Origin of the sequence: Streptomyces sp. 8N706, from assembly GCF_052245415.1 — a bacterium.
In the GTDB taxonomy this organism is placed as follows: domain Bacteria; phylum Actinomycetota; class Actinomycetes; order Streptomycetales; family Streptomycetaceae; genus Streptomyces.
This window is the reverse complement of record NZ_JBQQBW010000003.1, coordinates 128,994-150,966: the sequence shown is the minus strand read 5'-3', so window position 1 is coordinate 150,966 and position 21,973 is coordinate 128,994. Positions and strand designations below refer to the sequence as shown.

Genomic DNA, 21,973 nt, shown 5'->3' with positions numbered 1-21,973 from the left:
GCCAAGGTTTTATGGGGCAATCCACGACCACCAGAGTGTGCCAATTCCTGAAGATCGATAGGATGGCTTGTGTGAAAGGGCGTCATCTCGCTTCGTCCACCATGGACTTCAGGGTGCGGACGGGCCCTGGGAATTGACGCGAAGGAACTGCTCCGGCTATCGAAAATGGCCGGAATGCAGGCGTCCGGGCGCAGAGAGCGAAGCGGAAGCACCCTACTGTGACGTGCACCACATATGACGGACCCCGGTCCCGGAAGTCTCCATTTCTCCGTTTCCGCAAGGCCGGCCCCATCGACCCGGAGGCAATGCATGCCGGTCCCCATCCCCTCGGCGGAAGAACTCGCCCGGATCTACGGCCTGGAGCCCCTGCCGCTGGAAGGCGGCCTCTTCCGGCGGACGTGGGCCGGGCCCGAACGGCCGGACGGACACCCCGCCGGCTCGGCGATCCTCGTCCTGCTATCGGTCGCGGAGGAGCACTTCTCCGCGATGCACCGTCTGCCGCGTGACGAGGTATGGCACTTCTACCTGGGCGACCCGGTGGAACTGCTGCTGCTGGAGCCCGGGGGCGGGTCCCGGCTCGAGATCCTCGGCCAGGACGTGCTCGCCGGTCAGCACGTCCAGTACGTCGTGCCCGGCGGCACCTGGATGGGTGCCCGGGTGCGCCCCGGCGGTGAACGCGCCCTTCTCGGCTGCACGATGGCCCCCGGATTCACGCCTGACGACTACGAGGGCGGGGACGGGGAGGAGCTGAGCGCACGCCATCCGCTGCACGCCGCCCTCATCCGCACCCTGTGCCGGGCCTCATGAGCGGGCGGAGCCAACTCCCGGATCTCCAGGGGCTGGTGGCTGTGGTCACCGGCGCCGGGGGCACGGTGGGAGGCGGTATCGCCTGGGAGTTCGCCTGCGCCGGCGCCGGGGTGATCGCCCACTACCGTACGAGCGCGGAGCGCGTTCACCGGCTCGTGGACCGGATCACCGGACAGGGCGGTGCGGCACGGGCCGTGGCCGCCGACCTCGCGGGCGAGGCGGACTGCACCCGGCTGATGGAGGAGGCGCTCTCCCATTTCGGGAGGGTGGACGCACTCGTCAACAACGCCGGAATCCAGCCCGTACAGGACCTGGCGTCGATGACCGCGGACGACTGGCGCGCGGTGGTCGACACCAATCTCACCAGCGCGTTCAGCTGCACCCAGGCTGCGGTCGGCATGATGCGGCGGGCGGGTACGGCGGGCACGGTCACGCATATCGCGTCCATCGAGGGCTCCTCCCCCGCCCCGGGGCACGCGCACTACGCCGCCTCCAAGGCCGCGTTGATCCAGCACGCCCGTGCGGCCGCCCTGGAGTACGGCCCGTATGGGATCCGCGTGAACACCGTCTCCCCCGGGCTGGTGCACCGGCCGGGCATCGAGGAGGAATGGCCGGAGGGCGTGGAGCGCTACCGGGGTGCCGCGCCCCTCGGACGGCTCGGCCGCCCCGCCGACATCGGCCGTGCGTGTGTCTTCCTCGCCTCATCCATGGCCGCATGGGTCACCGGCCACGACCTCGTGGTGGACGGCGGGGTGATGGCGCGGCCGACGTGGTGAGCGGCCGACGCGGTACTGCGTACGGCCATCGGGTCCCTCATGCGTACGGCCATGGGGTCCCTCATGCGTACGGGAACGGTCACCAGGGGAGCAGACGGGGGTCGACGCGGGTGGCGGGATCCGGCGTGGAGAGGGGCGTCGTGGCCGGTACCGCGCCCGCGGCACGGCCGACCGTGCGGGGCGGCAGTGTGACGGTGCTGCCCGCGGCCTGTCGCAGCCAGCGGACGATCGTCCCGACCGCGTCCTGGTCCAACTGGGCGAGGTCGTGGATGACCCGGAGGTCATCGGGGTGCGGTGGGACCGCGGCTCTGGTGAGTTCGGCGTGGAGCTGAAGCCGCAGCCCGTCGGCCGGCGACAGGGCGCGGGCCCGGTCCGTGGTGCCCTGGTCCCGTGCGGGGAGTTCCATGGTGACGGCCATCGGATCGGCCATGAGCGGTGCCTCCTTCAAGTCCCCATCGATCGGGGGGAAGTTATGGTCTCCCGTTCCGACGGCGGCTTCGGCGACACGGTTGCGGATCGGCGTCGGGATCACCCATCCGGCCGCATCGGCGGCCCGGTGACGGCCTTCCGGGGCCTGCCGGGCTTTTCGCCGAGCGTGCGGCCGGCGCTGTACGGCACCGGGCGGCGTGTGGCGCCCGGGAGCCGGGGGTTCTGGTCCGACTGGCCCATTCCGGCCCGCGGCGCTCCGCGGGACGCCGTCCGGGTGGGGCTCCCGGCAGTCGTTGAGGGGAGCCGGCCACACCTCGGGCACGTACACTCCCGGCCTTCGGCGGGGCGGGGCGGGGCCCAGGGGCGCTTTCCGTTCGCGAACGGGCCACAGGGCTCCCGGACAACACCGAGGCGCCCGCCCCCGCATCGCGGGGGCGGGCGCCTCGGTCCGTCAGGAAGGGTCGTCAGGTGGCGACCCGGTCCTGGGTGCCGGTCCTCAGATGCTGACGCCGTGCGCCCGGAGGTAAGCGATCGGGTCGATGTCCGAGCCGTAGTCCGGGCCGGTGCGCACCTCGAAGTGCAGGTGCGGGCCGGAGACGTTGCCGGTCGAGCCGGACAGGCCGAGCTGCTGGCCGCCGCTGACGGACTGGCCTGCCGAGACGGACAGCGAGGACAGGTGGGCGTACTGGCTGTACTTGCCGTCCGCGTGGCGGACGACGACCTGGTTGCCGTAGGAGCCGCCCCAGCCCGCGGAGACGATCTCGCCCGCACCGATGGCCTTCACCGGGGTGCCGGTGGGGACGGGGAAGTCCGCACCGGTGTGGTAGCCGCTGGACCAGCTGGAACCGGACTGGTGGTACGGGGTGCCCACCGTGGTGTTGCCGACCGGGGCGGTGAAGCCCGACGCGGCCTGGTCCGAGGAGCTCTTGTCCTGGGAAGCGGCCTTCTCGGCCTTCTCGGCCTTCGGCTCCGGCTTCGGCTCAGCCTTGGGCGCGGCCTTCGGCTCGGCCGTGGGCTTGGCGGCCTTCGGGGCTTCGGCCTTGGGAGCCTCGGACTTCGGCGCTGCCTCGGCCTTGCCGCCACCGAGGGTGAGCTTCTGGCCGGGGAGGATCAGGTGCGGGTTGCCGCCGACGACCTCGCGGTTGTCCTGGTAGACCTGGTGCCAGCCGCCCTCGATGTGCCGGGTGGTGGCGATCCGGTACAGAGTGTCGCCGCTGACGACGGTGTACGACTCCGGCTTCGACTCCGCCTTGTCCGCGGCCGGCTTGCTCCGGTCCTTCGGTGCGGACTCGGCCTTGGCCGGGGCCTCGGCCTTCTTCCCCTGGGGGGAGATCTCCGGGGCGGCGCCGCCCTGGGTCAGTCCGGCCTTGCCGGAGCACACCGGCCAGGCTCCGGGGCCCTGGCTGTCCAGAACCTTCTCCGCGATGGCGATCTGCTGGTCCTTGGTCGCCTGGTCGGCGCGCGGCGCGTACTCGGTGCCGCCGAATGCCGTCCAGGTGTCCTGGGTGAACTGCAGGCCGCCGTAGAAGCCGTTGCCGCTGTTGATGCTCCAGTTGCCGGTGCTCTCGCAGTCCGCGACCTTGTCCCAGGTGTCGACGGAGGCGGCGTGCGCCGAGCCGACCGACATGAGGGGAAGGGCGAGACCGGCGCCACCGGCAACGGCAGCGAGAGACACTCGGGAAATACGGCCGGGACTGTGCCGGCGGTGACGTCCGCGTGCAGACATAGGGGTATTCCTCTCCTACGCCTACGAGGTGAGCTGTCGGGTTCGGGCTGGAGTTGCCCGGCCGCGCCCTGAGCAGCATTGAGTGCTGCGGCACGTCTTCACCCCAAGCCGTTCCTCGCACAGTGCGTGGCCCGGCACTTACCTGGTTCCCCCGCTCCTGCCCTGGTGCGTTTGTTGTTTCTCCCCCGGCCGGCGGCAGGACTCGGCGCTCCGGCAGATGGGCACCCGCTCTTCTCTGGGGCGGGCAGCGGTAAAAGTAAGCGCAGCAATTTCTTCACGACAAGTCCCAGGTATTCCTCGGAATCACTTTTCAGCAGATCCACTCGGCTTTGCGTCACGCTTTGCTGCGGATCTTCAGCGGAGAGCGATAGGGATTGCTACTGAATGACTCTCACACTCTGCAGCGGGTAACCGAGTTGCCCGGAAGTGCCCTTTTCGAGTGCGCGGGATCACATCACGAGAATCGTGTTGTGAGATGAGTCACGAGACGCCCAATTGTCCGTTTTAGTAGTGCTCTTCGGTTTTGCTGTAATAGAGGTATTGGGTAGGTGTTTGCGGCCCGCTTCCGCAGTGCCGCCATCATGGGGATGAGATTGCGCGAGGGATCGCATATCCGGCGAACCGAACTATTTGCTGCTGGGTTCACGGTGGTGGCGTCCCCGGTGTACGCCTGTGCCCCGGATATCGTGAGGGCCCCGGTCGCGGACGTGCGGAGTCAGTGTGCAGAGTGCGGAAGAGGTCCAGAGAGCGGAAAAGCTGATCGGCCCTTCGCCGCCCGCGAGCCCCGCGCCCGGGGCGACAGCGCGGCATCCACGGTCCGGGCGGTCCGTGAAACCTGTTCTCGCGACCGGAGTGCTCGTCCTCGGCGTCGCGGCCGTCCTGGTCATGGGCACCGGCGTATGGCCTGCCCACCCCGCCGTGCAAGCCTGGCGCACGGTCTGTGTGGCCATCGTGGTCCAGGCCCTGCCCTTCCTGCTGCTGGGCACCGCGCTCTCGGGCGCGATCAACGCGTTCGTCCCGGCGCAGGCGTTCAGCAGGATCCTGCCGAAGCGACCCGCCCTCGCGGTCCCCGTCGCCGGTGCCGCCGGCGTGGTCCTGCCCGGGTGCGAATGCGCGTCGGTGCCGGTCGCGGGGAGCCTGATCCGGCGGGGGGTGGCTCCGGCCGCCGCACTGACGTTTCTTCTCTCCGCTCCCGCCGTGAACCCCGTCGTGCTCACCGCGACAGCCGTCGCCTTCCCCGGCGATCCCGGGATGGTGGTGGCCAGGCTTCTCGCCTCGCTCATCACCTCGGCGACGATGGGCTGGCTGTGGATCCGGCTGGGCCGCGAGGAATGGCTGCGCCTTCCGGCCCACCGCACCGGGCACCGGCCCGGCCACAGCCGGTGGGAGGAATTCCGGCTCGGTTTCCAGCACGACTTTCTCCACGCCGGCGGATTCCTGGTGCTGGGGGCGATGGCGGCGGCGACCTTCAATGTCGTCGTACCGCGGTCGGTGCTGGACACCTTCTCCGGATCGCCGTGGCTCTCGGTCCTCTTCCTCGCCGGGCTGGCCATCGTCCTCGCGGTCTGCTCCGAGGCCGACGCGTTCGTCGCCGCCTCGCTGAGCGGCTTCTCCCCCACGGCCCGGCTCACCTTCATGGTGGTGGGCCCGATGGTCGACCTCAAGCTCATCGCCCTGCAATCGGGTACTTTCGGCCGGGCGTTCGCCCTCAGATTCTCCTCGACGACCGCGGTGGTGGCCGTCGTGTGCAGCGTGCTGACCGGATGGTGGGTGCTGTGAAGCGGAACATCCAGGTACTGCTGCTTCTGCTGTCCGGGGCCGGAGTGCTGCACATCTCACTCTTCAGCGAGGTGTATCTGCGGTATGTGAAGGAGGGGCTGCGCCTTCCGCTCATCGTCTCCGGCGTCATCCTGGTCGCCCTGGGGCTCGTGGGCGCCGGCCGGGACGGCTTCCTGTTCTCGGGGCCGGCCGACGTGCCCGACGCCGCAGGGGCCGAGGACGATCACGGGCACGGTCATGACCACAGCGGAGGGCCGCGGATCGCCTGGCTGCTGTTTCTGCCCGCGCTGACCCTGCTCCTCTTCACCCCGCCCGCGCTCGGCTCGTACACCGCCGCCCGGGAGAACACCGGCACCGTGGAGGAGGACGTGCGGTTCTCGCCCCTTCCCGACAGGTCCCCGCTGGTCATCTCGCTCTCGGAGTTCAGCTCACGCGCGCGCCAGGACACCCGCCGCAGCCTTGAGGACCGTACGGTCCGGATGACCGGCTTCGTCACCCCCGGGAAGGGCGGCGGCTGGTACCTGACCCGTCTGATCCTGAGCTGCTGCGCGGCGGACTCCCAGTCGGTCAAGGTCGAAATGCACGGCGGCACTCCCCCGCGGGCCGACGCCTGGGTGAGTGTGACCGGCAGCTGGCGCCCCCTCGGCAAGGTGGGCACGGCCTCGGCGGAGGCGGCTCTCGACGTGGAGGAGGTACGGCCCGTCGCGCGGCCCGCGAACCCGTACGGGGACCCCGCACCTCGCTACTGATCACCGGGGGCCGGGCCGTCCGGTATCCGCCCGGCCCCGAGGCCTTGAGGGGGCCGGGCGGCCGGGTCAGCGGATGGGGAGGCCCGCGAGGGAGCGGGCGATCACCAGGCGCTGGATCTCGCTCGTGCCTTCGAAGATCGTGTAGATCGCGGCGTCGCGGTGCATCCGCTCGACCGGGTATTCGCGGGTGAAGCCGTTGCCGCCGAGGATCTGGATGGCCTGGGCCGTGACCTTCTTGGCCGTCTCGCTGGCGTACAGCTTGGACATGGAGCCTTCCGCGGACGTGAACGGCGTGCCCGTCGCGGCCATCCAGGAGGCGCGCCACACCAGCAGGCGGGCCGCGTCGATCCGGGTGCGCATGTCGGCGAGCTGGAAGGCGACGCCCTGGTTGTCGATGATCGGGCGGCCGAACTGCACGCGGGTCTTTGCGTAGTCGAGGGCGAACTCGTACGCGGCGCGGGCGGTGCCGACCGCCATGGCGCCGACGGCGGGGCGAGAGGCCTCGAAGGTGGCCATGGCGGCGTTCTTCAGGCGCTCGCCGCCGGACTGGGCGCGCTCGCGGGCGCGGGCCATGCGCTCGTCGAGCTTGTCCTTGCCGCCGAGCAGACAGTGGCCGGGAACGCGCACGTTCTCCAGGACGACTTCGGCGGTGTGCGAGGCACGGATGCCGTGCTTCTTGAACTTCTGCCCCTGGGAGAGGCCGGGGGTGTCCGGCGGGACGATGAAGGAGGCGTGCCCCTTGGAGCCGAGCTCCGGGTCCACGATGGCCACGACCACATGGACATCGGCGATGCCGCCGTTGGTCGCCCAGGTCTTGGTGCCGTTGAGGACCCATTCGTCCTTGGCCTCGTCGTGGACCGCGCGGGTGCGCATCGAGGCGACGTCCGAACCCGCGTCGGGCTCGGAGGAGCAGAAGGCGGCGACCTTGACGTCGTTCACATCGCCGTACATCTGCGGGATCCAGGTGCCTATCTGGTCCTCGGTGCCGTTGGCGAGAACTCCTACCGCGGCGAGGCCGGTGCCCACGATCGACAGGGCTATGCCCGCATCGCCCCAGAACAGCTCTTCCATGGCCAGGGGAATGCCGAGGCCCGTCGGGTCGAAGAACTGCTGGGCGTAGAAGTCGAGGGAGTACAGGCCGATCTTCGCGGCTTCCTGGATCACCGGCCACGGCGTCTCTTCCCGTTCGTCCCACTCGGCCGCGGCCGGGCGGATAACATCCGCGGCGAAACCGTGGACCCAGTCCCGGACGGCCTTCTGGTCGTCGTTCAGCTCGAGCGAGAACTCGGCCATGTCCCCTCCACCTGCTTGTTACTTGCGGTAACTGCAGTCTGTTACCGGCCAGTAGAGCCTGTCAACTCCCCGCTCCCCTCCGGTCTTCGGAATCGCAGGTGTTACGTTGCGCAGGCATCGAGAGCGCACGCACGGGCGGGGAGAGACGTCATGGAGACCACTCAGCGGGACGATCAGCAGCGGGCCGCGGAGCGACGGCGCAAGGAACTGCTGGAGGCCGCGGACCGGGTCGTGCTGCGTGACGGGCCCGGGGCATCCATGAACGCCATCGCCGCGGAGGCCGGTATCACCAAGCCGATCCTCTACCGGCATTTCGGCGACAAGGGGGGGCTGTACCGCGCCTTGGCCGTACGGCACACCGACGCCCTGCTCGACGGGCTGCGCGCGGCGCTCGACGCCCCCGCGGAGCGCCGCGACCGGGTCGAGGCCACCCTGGACACCTATCTCGCAGCGATCGAGGCGAGACCCCAGGTCTACCGGTTCCTCATGCACCCCTCCGACGAGGGCCAGCCCGGCGAGGCGGGCTTCGACGTGGGCCGTCACTCCGCTCCCCTGCTGCGCCGCATGGGAGAGGAACTCGCCCAGGTCATCGCCGAACGTGTCGACCTCGGCCCCGACGGGGACGAGGCCGCCCGGGTCTGGGGCCACGGCATCGTCGGCATGATGCACGCGGCCGGTGACTGGTGGCTGCGCGAACGTCCCTGCACCCGGGCCCAGTTGGTGCGGCACCTCGCGGATCTGCTGTGGGGGCGGCTGGCCGAGGCCGGCGACCGCGAGGGCGGACCCGCCTTCTGAGAGCCCGGCGGGCTCCTCTTCCCCTGACTCTCCGGGGCCGGCCCCGGCCCCCATGCCGAAGGCGAGGGGCCGGGAGGAGTCGGCTCTCCCGGCCTGAGGCTTCGGAGGCAGCGCGCGGCGGAGAACAGGTGCCCTCGAACGGGAGGGCCAGGACGTACCCGCCCCGCGGTCGAGGCCCGTACCGGACGGCGAACGCCGTGGGCCTGGTCGCGGCCGTCGTGGTGCCGGCGCCCTCCGTGAGCAGGGCGGTGAGCCCGTCGGCACACCTGCGGGTACTGTCGGCAGCCGCGGTCACCCAGGCCACAGGATCCACCGGAGACGATCTTGAGCCTGCACCCCGCAGATGCGGGACGACGGGACTGTCCGCCCCGGCAGCTCCACGCGGGGGGCGGTGTCACAGAAGGGCGATCGCGAGATATCTTGATATCGAGACGACGTAGACGTGAAGCGGAGTACCGGTGACTGACTCGACCATCATCTATACGCACACTGACGAGGCCCCGGCCCTGGCGACGTACTCGTTCCTGCCTGTGGTCCGGGCGTACGCCTCAACGGCCGGGGTCAGTGTCGAGAGCCGCGACATCTCCCTGGCGGGGCGGATCCTCGCGAGCTTCCCCGAGCGTCTCGAGGAGGGCCGGCGCGTCGACGACGCGCTCGCCGAGCTCGGTGAGCTGGCCAGGACGCCCGGGGCGAACATCATCAAGCTGCCGAACATCTCGGCCTCGATTCCGCAGCTCAAGGCGGCGATCGCCGAGCTGCAGAAGCAGGGCTACGCGCTGCCGGACTACCCGGACGAGCCGAAGACGGACGAGGAGAAGGACGTCCGCGCCCGTTACGACAAGGTCAAGGGCAGCGCCGTCAACCCGGTCCTGCGCGAGGGCAACTCCGACCGCCGCGCCCCCGCCTCGGTCAAGAACTACGCCAAGGCGCACCCGCACCGTATGGGCGCCTGGACGGCCGACTCGAAGACCAACGTCGCGCACATGGACGCCGACGACTTCCGCTCGACCGAGAAGTCCGTGGTCATCGCCGAGGACGGCGCGCTGCGCGTCGAACTGGCCGGGGACGACGGCAGTACCACCGTGCTGCGCGAGTCGGTGCCGGTGATCGCGGGTGAGGTCGTCGACGCCTCCGCCATGCGCGTCGCCGCGCTGCGGGAGTTCCTCACGGCCCAGGTCGCCCGGGCCAAGGCCGAGGGCGTGCTGTTCTCCGTGCACCTGAAGGCCACGATGATGAAGGTCTCCGACCCGATCATCTTCGGCCACGTCGTACGGGCCTTCTTCCCGAAGACGTTCGCGGAGCACGGCCAGGCGCTCGCTGCGGCGGGCCTGACCCCGAACGACGGTCTCGGCGGCATCCTCAAGGGCCTGGAGTCCCTGCCCGAGGGCGCGAAGATCAAGGCGTCCTTCGAGGCCGAGCTGGCCGAGGGCCCGGAGCTGGCGATGGTCGACTCCGACCGCGGCATCACCAACCTGCACGTGCCGAGCGATGTCATCGTCGACGCCTCCATGCCGGCCATGATCCGCACCTCCGGCCACATGTGGGGCCCGGACGGCAACGAGGCCGACACCCTCGCCGTCATCCCCGACAGCAGCTACGCCGGCATCTACCAGGTCGTCATCGACGACTGCCGCGCCCATGGCGCCTACGACCCGTCGACGATGGGCTCGGTGGCCAACGTCGGTCTGATGGCGCAGAAGGCCGAGGAGTACGGCAGCCACGACAAGACCTTCGAGATTCCCACCACGGGCACCGTGCGGGTCCTCGACGGCAACGGCAATGCCGTGCTCGAGCAGGTCGTCAGCGCCGGCGACATCTTCCGTATGTGCCAGACCAAGGACGCGCCGATCAAGGACTGGGTCAAGCTCGCCGTGACCCGCGCCCGCGCGACCGGCGACCCGGCCGTGTTCTGGCTGGACGAGGGCCGCGCGCACGACGCCAACCTCATCGCCAAGGTCGAGCGGTACCTCCCCGAGCACGACACCGAGGGCCTGCGGATCGAGATCATGTCGCCGGTCGACGCGATCGCGTTCTCCCTGGAGCGGATCCGCCGCGGCGAGAACACGATCTCGGTGACCGGCAACGTGCTGCGTGACTACCTGACCGACCTGTTCCCGATCCTCGAGCTCGGCACCAGTGCCAAGATGCTCTCCGTCGTTCCGCTCATGAACGGCGGCGGCCTCTTCGAGACGGGCGCCGGCGGCTCCGCGCCCAAGCACGTCCAGCAGCTGGTCAAGGAGAACTACCTGCGCTGGGACAGCCTCGGCGAGTTCCTCGCGCTCGCGGTCAGCTTCGAGCACCTCGCGCAGACCACGGACAACGCGCGCGCCCAGATTCTCGCCGACACCCTCGACCGCGCGACCGCGACCTTCCTCGAGGAGGACAAGTCGCCGAGCCGGAAGCTGGGCGGCATCGACAACCGCGGCAGCCACTTCTACCTGGCGCTGTACTGGGCGCAGGAGCTGGCGAAGCAGACCGACGACGCGCAGCTCGCGGAGGCGTTCGCGGCCCTGGCCAAGACGCTGACCGAACAGGAGCGGACCATCGTCGACGAGCTGGTCGCGGTCCAGGGCTCGCCGGCCGACATCGGCGGCTACTACCAGCCCGACGCCTCCAAGGCGGCGGCCGTCATGCGTCCGTCGAAGATCTTCAACGAGGCTCTCGCGACCCTCGGCTGACGAGATCCGAGCCGGAGTTCCCCGGCATGAGGGGAAAGGCCCCCGGGCAACGTTCGCCGCCCGCGGCGAACGAGGGCCCGGGGGCCTTTCCCTGCGGACGACCGTGCCGGCTCCGAGCAGAGCGCCCGCAGGCGCCCCAGCCAGGTCCGGTCCGGGGCCCTTCGAGGATGGACCCTGGAGCTCCCCATACCGAAGGCCAAGGGAGCTCGGATGGCTCCGACAACGCAGCGTGGGGGTACTCCCAGCTGCCCCGGCTACCGCCACGGCCCCCTACCGGTCGGAAGCCGATGGAGTGCTTGCCGGTCCTCGCGAGCCGGTCAGCGTCTGGGCCGCAGCACCAGGCGGTTCTGAGGGCTCTGAGTGGATCAGCGAGCGGCATCCGGTGCGGGGGTACCCCCGCCGAGAGCCGCGGAAGTGCCGTGCCGGGTGTCGCAAGCCCGCGAAGGGCCGTCGGACACGCCTACCGGCCCGCCCAGGGGGCACGGCGGGCCGCGCGCAGGGCGCGGCGGCGGCGCAAGCCGCCCAGGCGGTCGGTGAACACCGCACCGTCCAAGTGGTCCAACTCGTGCTGGAGGCAGCGGGCGAAGAATCCGGTGCCCTCCACCCGTACGGGCTCGCCTGTCCGGTCGACACCTTCGACGACCACATGGTCCAGCCGCCGGGTCCCCGCTTCGATGCCCGGCAGGGAGAGGCAGCCCTCGGCACCGGTCACGCTCACCCCGTCCGCCTCGACCAGCCGCGGGTTCACCACATGCCCCAGGTGCCGGCGGTCCTCGTCGTCCGGGCAGTCGTGGACGAACACCCGCAGCGGGAGACCGATCTGGTTCGCGGCCAGTCCGACGCCCTGAGCGGCGTACATCGTGGCGTACATGTCCTCGATCAGCTGGGCGAGCGCCCCGTCGAACGCGGTGACCTCCCGGCAGGGTGCGTGGAGCACCGGATCACCCAGCAGCCGCATCGGCCGCACAAGTCCTGAACTACCGGGAATCACCGTGTGTCGCACGCCCCAAGCGTACGGTCCGGCCCCGGAACGGCAGGTCGGCAGGGTGGCACGGTTCGGGCCCACGGCCGGACCTCGATAGGCTGATCCCCGACCGAAGTCTCCCGGCCGGTGATTCGGCGCGGAGGGGGGCGTTCTCACGGCCAGACCGGGGGCGGCCGCGGCGCCGGATGCGAGGAGGAACAAGGACGATGGCAGGCGCAGGCAACACGGAGCCGCTGTCGCCACGGGCCAAGCTGGCCGTGACGGCGGGCAAAGCCGCGGCGGCGGTGTCGCGGGCAGCGGGCCGCGGCAGCGGGTCGGTGATCGGCGGCAAGGTGGCGCTCAGGCTCGACCCCGACCTGCTGGCCCGGCTGGCGGGGCACCTGGACGTGGTCCTGGTGTCGGCCACCAACGGCAAGACCACGACCACCCGGCTGATCGCCGAGGCTCTGCGGGCGAGCGGCCCGGTGGTCTCCAACGCGCTCGGCGCGAACATGCCCGCCGGTATCACCTCCGCACTCGCCGGGGGCTCCGACGCCAGGTTCGGTGTCATCGAGGTCGACGAGAAGTACCTCGCCGGAGTCGCGCGGGATGTCACGCCGAAGGCCATCGCCCTGCTGAACCTCTCCCGCGACCAGCTCGACCGGGCCGCCGAGACGCGGATGCTCGCCGAGAAGTGGCGCGAGGGCCTCTCCGGCACCAAGGCCACGGTGATCGCCAACTGCGACGACCCGCTGATCGTCTGGGCCGCTTCCTCGTCGCCGAACGTGGTCTGGGTCGCCGCCGGACAGGAGTGGAAGGACGACGCCTGGTCCTGCCCGTCCTGCGGCGGCGTGCTGCAGCGCCCGGGTGACGACTGGGGCTGCGGCGACTGCGGCTTCCGCCGTCCCGTTCCCAGTTGGGCCCTGAACGGCGACCACGTCCTGGACCCGCACGGCTCGGCCTGGCCGATCCACCTCCAGCTGCCGGGCCGGGCGAACAAGGCCAACGCGACCACCTCGGCTGCCGTCGCCGCCACCTTCGGCGTCCCGCCGCAGGTGGCGCTGGAGCGGATGTACCAGGTGCAGGCGGTCGCCGGCCGCTATGACGTCGTCGGTTTCCAGGGGCGCGAGCTGCGGCTGCTGCTGGCGAAGAACCCGGCCGGCTGGCTGGAGACGTTCTCCCTGATCGACCCGCCCCCGACCCCGGTGATCCTCTCGGTCAACGCCCGCGGCGCGGACGGCACCGACACCTCCTGGCTCTGGGACGTCGACTACACCCGGCTCGCCGGGCACCCGATCTTCGTCCTCGGCGACCGCAAGCTCGACCTCGCGGTACGGCTGGAGGTCGCGGGCCTGGACTTCCGGGTCTGCGAGAGCGTGGAGGAGGCCGTACAGCTGGCCCCGCCCGGCCGGATCGAGACCATCGCCAACTACACCGCCTTCCAGGACCTGCGCCGCCGGGTCGGCAACTGACCCCGGACCACGTAAAAGGATTGTGAGCATGAGCGACAGCAGCCTGCGCCTGGTGTGGGTCTACCCCGACCTGCTGAGCACCTACGGCGACCAGGGGAACGCCCTGGTCGTGGAGCGGCGCGCCCGGCAGCGGGGTCTGGAGGTGTCGCGGGTGGACGTACGCTCCGACCAGCCGCTGCCCACCTCCGGTGACATCTATCTGATCGGCGGTGGCGAGGACCGGCCGCAGCGGCTGGCGGCGGAGCGGCTGCGCCGTGACGGCGGTCTCAACCGTGCGGTCTCCAACGGCGCCATCGTCTTCTCCGTGTGCGCCGGGTACCAGATCCTGGGACAGGAGTTCATCAACGACCTCGGCGAGCGGGAGCCGGGCCTGGGCCTGCTCGATGTGGTGAGCACCCGCGGCGAGGGCGCCCGGTGCGTCGGTGACGTACTGGCGGACATCGACCAGCGGCTGAATCTGCCGCCGCTGACCGGTTTCGAGAACCACCAGGGCGTCACGCATCTGGGCCCGACGGCGAGGCCTTTCGCCCGGCTGCGGTTCGGCAACGGCAACGGCACGGGCGACGGCTTCGAGGGCGCGTACAACGACACGGTCTTCGGCACCTACATGCACGGGCCGGTGCTGGCCCGCAACCCGCTGATCGCGGACCTGCTGCTGAAGCTCGCGCTGGATGTGAACGCGCTGCCGCCGGTCGACGACCGCTGGTACGAGGCGCTGCGCACGGAGCGCATCGCGGCGGCCACCCAGCCCGCCTGACGGCCGTACGAAGGGGGTGTGCCCGGAAGGGTGTGCGTACCCGAAAGCGCGTTCCCCCGGGGGCGTGCGTCCCCGCCTCCCGGCGCTTGTAGGGTGGCGGGGATCCATCCGGACGACGGGGTCCGGTCGTCCGGACCTTTGCAGAGGTATTTCGAGCAATGCGCATTGGTGTGCTCACATCCGGTGGCGACTGCCCCGGCCTGAACGCCGTCATCCGGTCGGTCGTGCACCGCGCCGTGGCGGACCACGGTGACGAGGTCATCGGATTCCACGACGGGTGGAAGGGCCTCCTCGAGTGCGACTACCGCAAGTTGGACCTGGACGCCGTGGGCGGCATCCTGGCCCGTGGCGGTACGATCCTCGGCTCCTCGCGTGTCCAGCCCGCGCATCTGCGCGACGGCGTGGAGCGGGCCAGGGGCCATGTCGCCGAGCTGGGCCTGGACGCGATCATTCCCATCGGCGGTGAGGGCACGCTCAAGGCGGCCCGGCTCCTCTCGGACGCCGGCCTGCCCATCGTCGGCGTACCGAAGACCATCGACAACGACATCGCCTCGACCGATCTCACCTTCGGATTCGACACGGCCGTGGGCGTCGCCACGGAGGCCCTGGACCGGCTGAAGACGACGGCCGAATCCCACCAGCGGGTGCTGATCGTCGAGGTCATGGGCCGGCACACCGGCTGGATCGCGCTCCACTCGGGCATGGCGGCGGGCGCACACGCCATCGTCGTACCCGAACGGCCCTTCGACATCCACGCGTTGACCGAGACCGTCGGGGCGCGCTTCTCGGCGGGCAAGAAGTTCGCGATCGTGGTCGTGGCCGAGGGCGCCAAGCCCCGCGAGGGCACGATGGAGTGGGACGAGGGCGGCAAGGACGTCTACGGGCACGAGCGGTTCGCCGGTGTCGCCCGGCAGTTGTCCGTGGAACTGGAGCAGCGCCTCGGCAAGGAGGCCCGTCCGGTGATCCTCGGCCATGTCCAGCGCGGTGGCACGCCGACCGCGTTCGACCGAGTGCTCGCCACCCGCTTCGGCTGGCACGCGGTGGAGGCGGTCCACCGGGGGGACTTCGGCATGATGGCGGCGCTGCGCGGTACCGACATCACTCTCGTGCCGCTGGCCGAGGCGGTCGAGACGCTGAAGACGGTGCCCGTCGAGCGGTACACCGAGGCCGAGTGCGTGCTGTGAGCTGAGCCGCCCGCGCACCCGGACGGCCGACCCGCTCCGAACGGCCTCCGGGAACCGGCAGCCGGACGGCACCCCGGAGCCACCGGCCCGGCACCCTCGCCGGGACAGGCGTGGAGCCGCCCCCGGCCGGAGCCCCGGCCGGGGGCGGTTCTAGTCTGGTGCGGACGCATCGGTGCGAAACAGGAGCGAGTGGATGGATCACGGCGGGCACGGCATGACCCTGGATCTGCCGCCGTTCACGCTGGGGCGGGGCCTGGAGTTCACCGGAGAGCCGTTCTTCCTGGCCGGCTGCCTGCTGGCGCTCGGACTCCACGGCTGGGCCGTGGCGCGTCTGCGACGGCGCGGCGACAGCTGGCCGGTGAGCCGTACGGTCTCCTTCATCATCGGTGTGCTCACGATCGCGCTGGTGATGTGCACGGCACTGAACGACTACGGCATGGTCATGTTCAGCGTGCACATGGTGCAGCACATGGTGATCAGCATGCTCTCGCCGATCCTGCTGCTGCTGGGCGCTCCGGTGACGCTGGCGCTGAGGGCGCTGCCGTCGGCGAGCCGCGGCCGCACGGGCCCGCGTGAGCTGCTGGTGTCGCTGCTGCACAGCTGCTATCTGCGGATCCTCACCCACCCGGCGTTCACGATCCCGCTGTTCATCGCGAGCCTGTACGCCCTCTACTTCACCCCGCTCTTCGACTTCCTCATGGGCAGCAAGGCCGGCCATATCGCGATGATGGTGCACTTCCTCGCGGTGGGCCTGGTCTTCTTCTGGCCGATCATGGGGGTGGACCCCGGGCCGCACCGGCCCGGGTATGTGATGCGGATGCTGGAGCTCTTCGCCGGGATGCCCTTCCACGCGTTCTTCGGTATCGCGCTGATGATGGCGAGCGAACCGATGGTGTCCACGTACGCCCACCCGCCGGCGTCGCTGGGGATCGACGCGCTGTCCGACCAGCACGCGGGAGGGGGCATCGCCTGGGCTTTCAGTGAGATCCCCTCGGTGGTGGTGCTCGTGGCGCTGGTCTTCCAGTGGTACCAGTCCGACCAGCGCCAGGCACGGCGTACGGACCGGGCCGCGGAGCGCGACGGCGACAAGGAGCTGGCGGCGTACAACGCCTATCTCGCCGCGCTTCAGGCCCGCGGGCAGTGACCGGACAGTAGCGGTCTCCGCCGTTCGCGAGGGACGATGGTCTTCTTGGCGCGGCCCGGGTGCAGTGCCGCCCGGACTGCCGGGAGGAGGCTGCGGATGCCCGGATCGGTGAAGGCAATGGCGGTGTGCACGGCGAGCAGCCTGGTGCTGGTGACCGCCTACACGGTGGCCCTGGGCGGCAACGGGTGGCTCTGGTTCACCTGGGTGGTGCTCGGTGTGGTGACACTCGGCGTGGTCGCCACGAACAGCACGCACCGCGTCTGAGCGCCTACGGCGTGATACCGGTGGGGTGAGAGATGCGCTCGACCGGCCCTCTCGCGCGCCGCTACGCGTCGGGCTAGTGTGCATCGGCACGTACCGGGACGAGGGGGGAAGTGAGTCACCATGTTCTACTACGTGCTCAAATACGTACTCCTGGGACCCTTGCTGCGGCTGCTCTTCCGGCCACGGATCGAGGGCCTGGAGCATGTCCCCGAGGACGGCGCGGCGATCGTCGCCGGCAACCATCTGTCCTTCTCCGACCATTTCCTGATGCCGGCGATCCTGCGCCGCCGGATCACCTTCCTCGCGAAGGCGGAGTACTTCACCGGCCCCGGACTCAAAGGCAGGCTGACGGCGGCCTTCTTCCGCAGCGCGGGGCAGATTCCCGTCGACCGCTCGGGCGGGACGGCAGGCCAGGACGCCATCGAGGAAGGGCTGGGCGTGCTGCGGAAGGACGAGCTGCTGGGAATCTATCCCGAGGGCACGCGCTCGCACGACGGACGGCTGTACAAGGGGCGGGTCGGGGTGGCGGCCATGGCCCTGAGGGCGCAGGTGCCGGTGGTTCCCTGCGCCATGGTCGGAACGTTCGAGATCCAGCCGCCGGGGCGCCTCATCCCCCGGATCAAACGGGTGACCATCCGCTTCGGTGCACCGATGGAGTTCTCGCGCTACGCCGGTATGGGCGACGAGCGAGCGGTGCTCAGAGCGGTCACCGACGAGATCATGTACGAGATCCTGCGGCTGTCCGGGCAGGAGTACGTCGACCGGTACGCCACGGACGTCAAGGCCGAGCTGGCGGAGCGACGCAGGCACCGGGTCCTGAACTGAGGTGGATCAGCCGGCGCAAGGCCCGTGCGCGGACACGGCACGGCATGCGGCACGAGGCGTACGGACGGACGCGACTGAGCATGAAGCGTACGCGCGGACGCGACGAGGGGATGGCCTGTGGTCGGGCCGTCCCCTCGTCGCGTACCGGCGGTACGGGTCAGTGCACGGCGGGCAGGTCCGCTGCCGCCTTCCTGGCAGCGGCGGCCTCGGCGGGCTTCGGCGTGGCGTGCGGCTCGCACGTCACATCGCGCCGGTCCACCGTGCCCTTGAGCAGATAGGCGTCCACCCGGTCGTTGACACAGGGGTTGACCAGTCCGGTGACGCCATGGGAACCGGCGCCCCTCTCCGTGATCAGGCGCGATCCCTCGAGCCGCTGGTGCAGCTCGACGGCGCCCTCGTACGGAGTTGCGGCGTCACGGGTGGACTGGACGATGAGAACCTTCGGCAGGCTCTTCCCGGCGCCCACCTCCAGCGGGGTCCCCTGCGGGGCGCCCCAGGTGGCACAGGGCAGGTTCAGCCAGGCGTTGGACCAGGTGAGGAACGGATAGTCCCGGTGGAGCCGGGTGTTGTCCCGGTCCCACTTCCGCCAGCTCGTCGGCCACTTGGCGTCGGCGCACTCCACCGCGGTGTAGACGGCGTTGCCGTTCTCCAGGGCGGCGTTGCCGGCGGTGTCGGACAGGTCAGGGCCGGCGGCGTCGACGAGCGCCTGCTCGTCACCGGCGAGGTACTTGCTCCACACTCCGGCGACCTCGGTCCACGCCGAGTCGTAGTACGGCGCGCTCTGGAAGAAGCCGAGGAGCTCGGCCGGGCCGACGACCCCGCCGATCGGGCTCTTCTTCGCATCGGCCCGCAGCGTGTCCCACTGCTCCTGGACCTTCTGCGGGGTGTCGCCGAGGTGGTAGGCGGCGTCGTTCCTGGCGACCCACGCCTTCCAGTCGTTCCAGCGCGTCTCGAAGGCCACGTCCTGGTCCAGGTTGGCCTGGTACCAGATCTTCTCCCGGGAGGGGTTGACCACACTGTCCACGATCATGCGGCGGACATGGCCCGGGAAGAGCGTGGCGTACACCCCGCCCAGGTAGGTGCCGTAGGAGACGCCGAGGAAGTTGAGCTTCTTCTCGCCGAGCGCGGCCCGGATGACATCCAGGTCGCGTGCGGTGTTCGGTGTGGTCATATGCGGCAGCATGGCCCCGCTGCGGTCCTTGCAGCCGTCCGCGTACTCCCTGGCCAGCTTGCGCTGGACGCGCTTGTCGGCCTCGCTGTCGGGCACCGGGTCGAGCTTGGGCGCCTTGACGAACTCCTGCGGGTCCGCACAGGAGATGGCCGCGGAGCGGCCGACGCCGCGCGGGTCGAAACCCACGAAGTCGTACGCTTTGGACGTCTTGGTCCACAGCGGGCTCTTATTGGCGACCCGGAGCGGGAACCGCATTCCGGAACCACCCGGCCCACCCGGGTTGTAGAGCAGGGCCCCCTGGCGCTCACCGGCCGTGCCGGTGTTGGCGATACGGTCCACCGCGATCTTGATGGTGCGGCCGTGTGGCTTGGCGTAGTCGACGGGGACGGTGACATATCCGCACTGAATGGGCTTGGGAAGGCTCCAGTCGGCCGGACAGTCCTTCCAGTCGATGCCCGTTGCGGCGGCGAGAGCCGCGGCGATCCGGACACCGCGCGCCTCGGCGCCGCCCCCGCTGTCTTTCCCGTCCGCGCTCGCACTCGGGGCGAGCACGCCCCCGGCGAGCAGCGATCCCGCTATCAGAGTGCCGGCGGAGCCGAGCACCGCTGTGCGTCTCACGATGTTTCCCCCTGCTTGGTACGCCACTTGTGGCGGCGGTGATCACAGAGCTTGCAGGGGGATCCTTTCGTCTCGGGCCACCGCTGCGATAGATCGTGCGGCGGTTTCTTTACCAAGACCTCAACTTCCCGTCCGCGGGGCGATTATCGCAATGTCACCGTCGCCGGGCGTGAACGTGCCGTAGACGTACGGCAGTTGGGGTCCCGTCAGTCAGGGGGCTGTCGCAGTCGCGGGAGCGTCGGCGTCAGGCGTCACTCCCGGCGGCCCGGGACATCAGTCCCACAGGCGGCAGCGGCGGCGTCCAGGAGCCGGCGCAGGCCCAGGGCGTCCGGGGCGACGGCGGTGGCGAGCACCCCGGGCCCGGCCAGCGGGGCGAGGACGGCTTCGCCCTCGGACGCACCGTCGCCGAGCAGGCGCGCCTCCTGCGGGTGATCCGCGAACAGCGGGTCGACGACGAGGAGTTGACCGGCCGTACGGTGGGTGTCCAGGACGGCCGGGCCGGCCCAGCCCGGCGCTCCGGGCCCGTACGCCGTCTCCTGGTCGAGGAGCAACCGGTCTCCGCTGCGGACCTTCAGGCGGCTGGTGAGCCGTCCCGGGTGCTCGCCCGCACGGCCGAGGACCTGCTCCTCACGCAGGACGAGCCGGGCGGAGGGGGCGAGCCGGACCTCGGTGGTGAGGCGGAGGTCGCTGCCCTGGGCGGAGATCAACGGTTCGGGGAGCCAGCGGAGTTCGCCCCCCTCTCCCACCCGCAGATCGACGTCGTACGTCGCGGCTCCCCCGGTCCGGCCCGGGAGGGCGACCGTCGCCGCGGCGGCGGTCACCTGCAGTACGGCACCGGGTTCCACGGTCACCTCGAGACGGATCCGGTCGCCGCCCAGCGGTGCGCTCATGGCCCCGATCACACAGACGCGGGCCTCGGCTCCGCGCGCCCGGACGCGGCGCAGGGCGAGCGGGCCGTCCCCGTCGAGGACGGGGAGGGAGGTGCCGCCGCGGCCGTCGGGGACGGCGGTGATCCGGGCCGTGGCCCGTACGGTCGCGGTGTTCACACCGGTTCCGCGGTCCAGGCGACGAGCTGTGCGCGCACCCAGTCCGCGACCGGTTTGACGCCGCCCTCGGTGGCGAGGGAGGTGAAGGCGACGGGGAGGGTGCCGCGCTGGGCCTCGGCGTCCCGGGCCATGCGCTCCAGGTCGGAGCCGACGTAGGGGGCCAGATCGGTCTTGTTGATCACCAGCAGGTCGGCGGTGGTGACGCCCGGCCCTCCCTTGCGCGGAATGTCGTCGCCGCCCGCGACGTCGATGACGAAGACCTGGGCGTCCACGAGCCCTTTGGAGAAGGTGGCGGTGAGGTTGTCGCCGCCGGACTCGATGAAGACGATGTCGAGCCCGCCCGACCGGCCGACGGTGTCCTCGAGCTCCTCGACGGCTTCGAGGTTGGCGGAGATGTCGTCGCGGATCGCGGTGTGCGGGCAGGCGCCGGTCTCGACGGCGGTGATGCGCTCGGGCGGCAGAACGGCGTTGCGCAGCAGGAACGCGGCGTCCTCACGGGTGTAGATGTCGTTGGTGACGACGGCGATGGACAGCTCGTCGCGCAGCGCACGGCACAGAGCGGCGACCGTGGCGGTCTTGCCGGAGCCGACGGGGCCGCCGAGGCCGATGCGCAGGGCACGGCGCGTACCGTCGGGCCGCTGGGTGGCCGGAGCGCTGTAGGTGTGCCGCTGGGGATAGGTTTCCGCGTGGTCGAGGTGCATGACGGCTCCGGTGTTTCGGGGTTACGAGGCGAAGAGTCGTACGGGCCAGGCGGCATGCCGTTCGGCGGCGATGTCGAGCAGCGGGGCGGAGGCCGCGGGCAGGGCGTCGACGCCGTCGTGGACCGCACGGGGGGCGGCGTCGGCCGCCTGCTGCGCCACCGCGTCGACGGCCGGAGCCAGCCGGGCGAGGACCGCCGTGGCGTGGAAGGGGTCGAGGCTGAGCAGGCGCACCGCGGCGGTGGCGGGGCCGCTCACCGACTCGTACGCGGCGGTGTGCGCGGCGTCGAGCGGACTCAGGCCGGCAGCGCGTACGGCGAGGCCCAGGACGACGGGCTGGTGCGCACCGCGCGGCCGCGCGGCGGCCAGCGCCTCGAGCTCGGGTGACGGCCAGGTGGCCCGGGCCGCGCGCATCATCTGACGCCCCAGGCGGCGCGCGGTGGCACGGAGTGCGGGGGCGGGAGTGCGGGCGTCGGCGGCCTCGTCCAGCCGCAGGGGGTCCGCGCCGGCGGCCGCCGCGGCAGCGAGACCGGCGGCTACGAGTCCCGCGGTGTGCAGCCGTCCCCGGCAGAAGTCGGCGAGGCTGCCGGCGTCATGGATCCGGCCCGCGTCGACGGCGGCTTCGGCTCCGCCGGAGTGGGCGTGCCCGCCCGCCGGGAAGCGGCCGTCGGCGAGGACGAGCAGCGCGGCGCGGGCCGCGGGACGGGCAGTCGGGGCACCGGCCGCCCCAGGGTCGGACACCGCGGCGGCACCCGCCGGGGTCGGGTCCGTGGTGGAGGTGCTCATCGTGCCGGGCCG

Annotated in this window: 20 protein-coding genes and 1 riboswitch; of the genes, 12 read left to right on the top strand and 8 right to left on the bottom strand. The window is 70.9% G+C overall.

Annotated features, from left to right (window positions below; genetic code table 11):
- The first annotated feature begins 309 nt into the window (after positions 1–309).
- Positions 310–807, top strand: coding sequence for a cupin domain-containing protein (locus ACTWQE_RS02625; RefSeq protein ID WP_443327127.1), 498 nt, complete (start codon positions 310–312; stop codon positions 805–807).
- Positions 804–1,583, top strand: coding sequence for an SDR family NAD(P)-dependent oxidoreductase (locus ACTWQE_RS02620; protein ID WP_443327126.1), 780 nt, complete (start codon positions 804–806; stop codon positions 1,581–1,583). Before ACTWQE_RS02625 ends, ACTWQE_RS02620 begins: the two co-directional genes overlap by 4 nt.
- A 79-nt stretch (positions 1,584–1,662) precedes the next feature.
- Here ACTWQE_RS02620 and ACTWQE_RS02615 read toward each other — a convergent pair whose 3' ends face one another.
- Positions 1,663–2,013 carry a hypothetical protein gene (locus ACTWQE_RS02615; protein WP_443327125.1) on the bottom strand — a complete coding sequence of 117 codons (351 nt, stop codon included), beginning with the start codon at positions 2,011–2,013 and terminating at the stop codon, positions 1,663–1,665.
- Positions 2,014–2,508: 495 nt separating this feature from the next.
- The gene (locus tag ACTWQE_RS02610) at positions 2,509–3,738 is read right to left on the bottom strand and encodes a transglycosylase family protein (protein ID WP_443327124.1); all 1,230 of its coding nucleotides are present in this window, start codon (positions 3,736–3,738) and stop codon (positions 2,509–2,511) included.
- Between the two features lie 5 nt (positions 3,739–3,743).
- Positions 3,744–3,918, bottom strand: a riboswitch (cyclic di-AMP (ydaO/yuaA leader).
- A 705-nt stretch (positions 3,919–4,623) separates the two neighbouring features.
- Between ACTWQE_RS02610 and ACTWQE_RS02605 the strand changes: the two genes are divergently transcribed.
- Together ACTWQE_RS02605 and ACTWQE_RS02600 are read left to right on the top strand one after the other, a co-directional pair.
- Complete coding sequence (locus ACTWQE_RS02605) at positions 4,624–5,517, top strand: permease (RefSeq protein WP_443327153.1); 894 nt, start codon at positions 4,624–4,626, stop codon at positions 5,515–5,517.
- On the top strand, positions 5,514–6,266 hold the full coding sequence (locus ACTWQE_RS02600) for a TIGR03943 family putative permease subunit (RefSeq protein WP_443327123.1): 753 nt from the start codon (positions 5,514–5,516) through the stop codon (positions 6,264–6,266). Before ACTWQE_RS02605 ends, ACTWQE_RS02600 begins: the two co-directional genes overlap by 4 nt.
- A 66-nt stretch (positions 6,267–6,332) precedes the next feature.
- Here ACTWQE_RS02600 and ACTWQE_RS02595 read toward each other — a convergent pair whose 3' ends face one another.
- A complete protein-coding gene (locus ACTWQE_RS02595; protein WP_443327122.1) occupies positions 6,333–7,559 on the bottom strand; it encodes an acyl-CoA dehydrogenase family protein in 1,227 nt (408 codons plus the stop codon).
- 150 nt (positions 7,560–7,709) lie between these two features.
- On the opposite strand from ACTWQE_RS02595, the gene ACTWQE_RS02590 reads away from it, so the two are divergent.
- Complete coding sequence (locus tag ACTWQE_RS02590) at positions 7,710–8,354, top strand: TetR family transcriptional regulator (protein WP_443327121.1); 645 nt, start codon at positions 7,710–7,712, stop codon at positions 8,352–8,354.
- Positions 8,355–8,812: 458 nt separating this feature from the next.
- Positions 8,813–11,032 (top strand): NADP-dependent isocitrate dehydrogenase, encoded by a 2,220-nt coding sequence (locus ACTWQE_RS02585; RefSeq protein WP_443327120.1) that lies wholly within the window; start codon positions 8,813–8,815, stop codon positions 11,030–11,032.
- A gap of 460 nt (positions 11,033–11,492) precedes the next feature.
- Here ACTWQE_RS02585 and def read toward each other — a convergent pair whose 3' ends face one another.
- Positions 11,493–12,035: a peptide deformylase gene (gene def / locus ACTWQE_RS02580; RefSeq protein ID WP_443327119.1), complete on the bottom strand. Its 543-nt coding sequence runs from the start codon at positions 12,033–12,035 to the stop codon at positions 11,493–11,495.
- Between the two features lie 188 nt (positions 12,036–12,223).
- On the opposite strand from def, the gene ACTWQE_RS02575 reads away from it, so the two are divergent.
- The 6 genes from ACTWQE_RS02575 (at position 12,224) to ACTWQE_RS02550 (ending at position 17,642) form a co-directional block, all read left to right on the top strand.
- Positions 12,224–13,468 carry a MurT ligase domain-containing protein gene (locus ACTWQE_RS02575; RefSeq protein ID WP_443327118.1) on the top strand — a complete coding sequence of 415 codons (1,245 nt, stop codon included), beginning with the start codon at positions 12,224–12,226 and terminating at the stop codon, positions 13,466–13,468.
- A 28-nt stretch (positions 13,469–13,496) separates the two neighbouring features.
- Positions 13,497–14,225 (top strand): type 1 glutamine amidotransferase, encoded by a 729-nt coding sequence (locus tag ACTWQE_RS02570; RefSeq protein ID WP_443327117.1) that lies wholly within the window; start codon positions 13,497–13,499, stop codon positions 14,223–14,225.
- Between the two features lie 158 nt (positions 14,226–14,383).
- Positions 14,384–15,409 (top strand): 6-phosphofructokinase, encoded by a 1,026-nt coding sequence (locus ACTWQE_RS02565; protein ID WP_443327116.1) that lies wholly within the window; start codon positions 14,384–14,386, stop codon positions 15,407–15,409.
- 193 nt (positions 15,410–15,602) lie between these two features.
- On the top strand, positions 15,603–16,553 hold the full coding sequence (locus ACTWQE_RS02560; RefSeq protein WP_443327115.1) for a cytochrome c oxidase assembly protein: 951 nt from the start codon (positions 15,603–15,605) through the stop codon (positions 16,551–16,553).
- Positions 16,554–16,649: 96 nt separating this feature from the next.
- On the top strand, positions 16,650–16,817 hold the full coding sequence (locus tag ACTWQE_RS02555) for a hypothetical protein (protein WP_443327114.1): 168 nt from the start codon (positions 16,650–16,652) through the stop codon (positions 16,815–16,817).
- Between the two features lie 120 nt (positions 16,818–16,937).
- Complete coding sequence (locus ACTWQE_RS02550; RefSeq protein ID WP_443327113.1) at positions 16,938–17,642, top strand: lysophospholipid acyltransferase family protein; 705 nt, start codon at positions 16,938–16,940, stop codon at positions 17,640–17,642.
- Positions 17,643–17,799: 157 nt separating this feature from the next.
- Here the strand turns inward: ACTWQE_RS02550 and ACTWQE_RS02545 are convergent, their stop codons facing one another.
- The 4 genes from ACTWQE_RS02545 to ACTWQE_RS02530 form a co-directional block, all read right to left on the bottom strand.
- Entirely contained in the window at positions 17,800–19,431 is a 1,632-nt protein-coding gene (locus ACTWQE_RS02545; protein ID WP_443327112.1) for an alpha/beta hydrolase, read from the bottom strand.
- Between the two features lie 251 nt (positions 19,432–19,682).
- Positions 19,683–20,477, bottom strand: coding sequence for an urease accessory protein UreD (locus ACTWQE_RS02540; RefSeq protein ID WP_443327111.1), 795 nt, complete (start codon positions 20,475–20,477; stop codon positions 19,683–19,685).
- Entirely contained in the window at positions 20,474–21,178 is a 705-nt protein-coding gene (gene ureG / locus ACTWQE_RS02535) for an urease accessory protein UreG (protein ID WP_443327110.1), read from the bottom strand. The genes ACTWQE_RS02540 and ureG overlap by 4 nt, the downstream gene beginning before the upstream one ends.
- A gap of 21 nt (positions 21,179–21,199) precedes the next feature.
- On the bottom strand, positions 21,200–21,961 hold the full coding sequence (locus ACTWQE_RS02530) for an urease accessory protein UreF (RefSeq protein WP_443327109.1): 762 nt from the start codon (positions 21,959–21,961) through the stop codon (positions 21,200–21,202).
- Between the last annotated feature and the right edge of the window lie 12 nt (positions 21,962–21,973).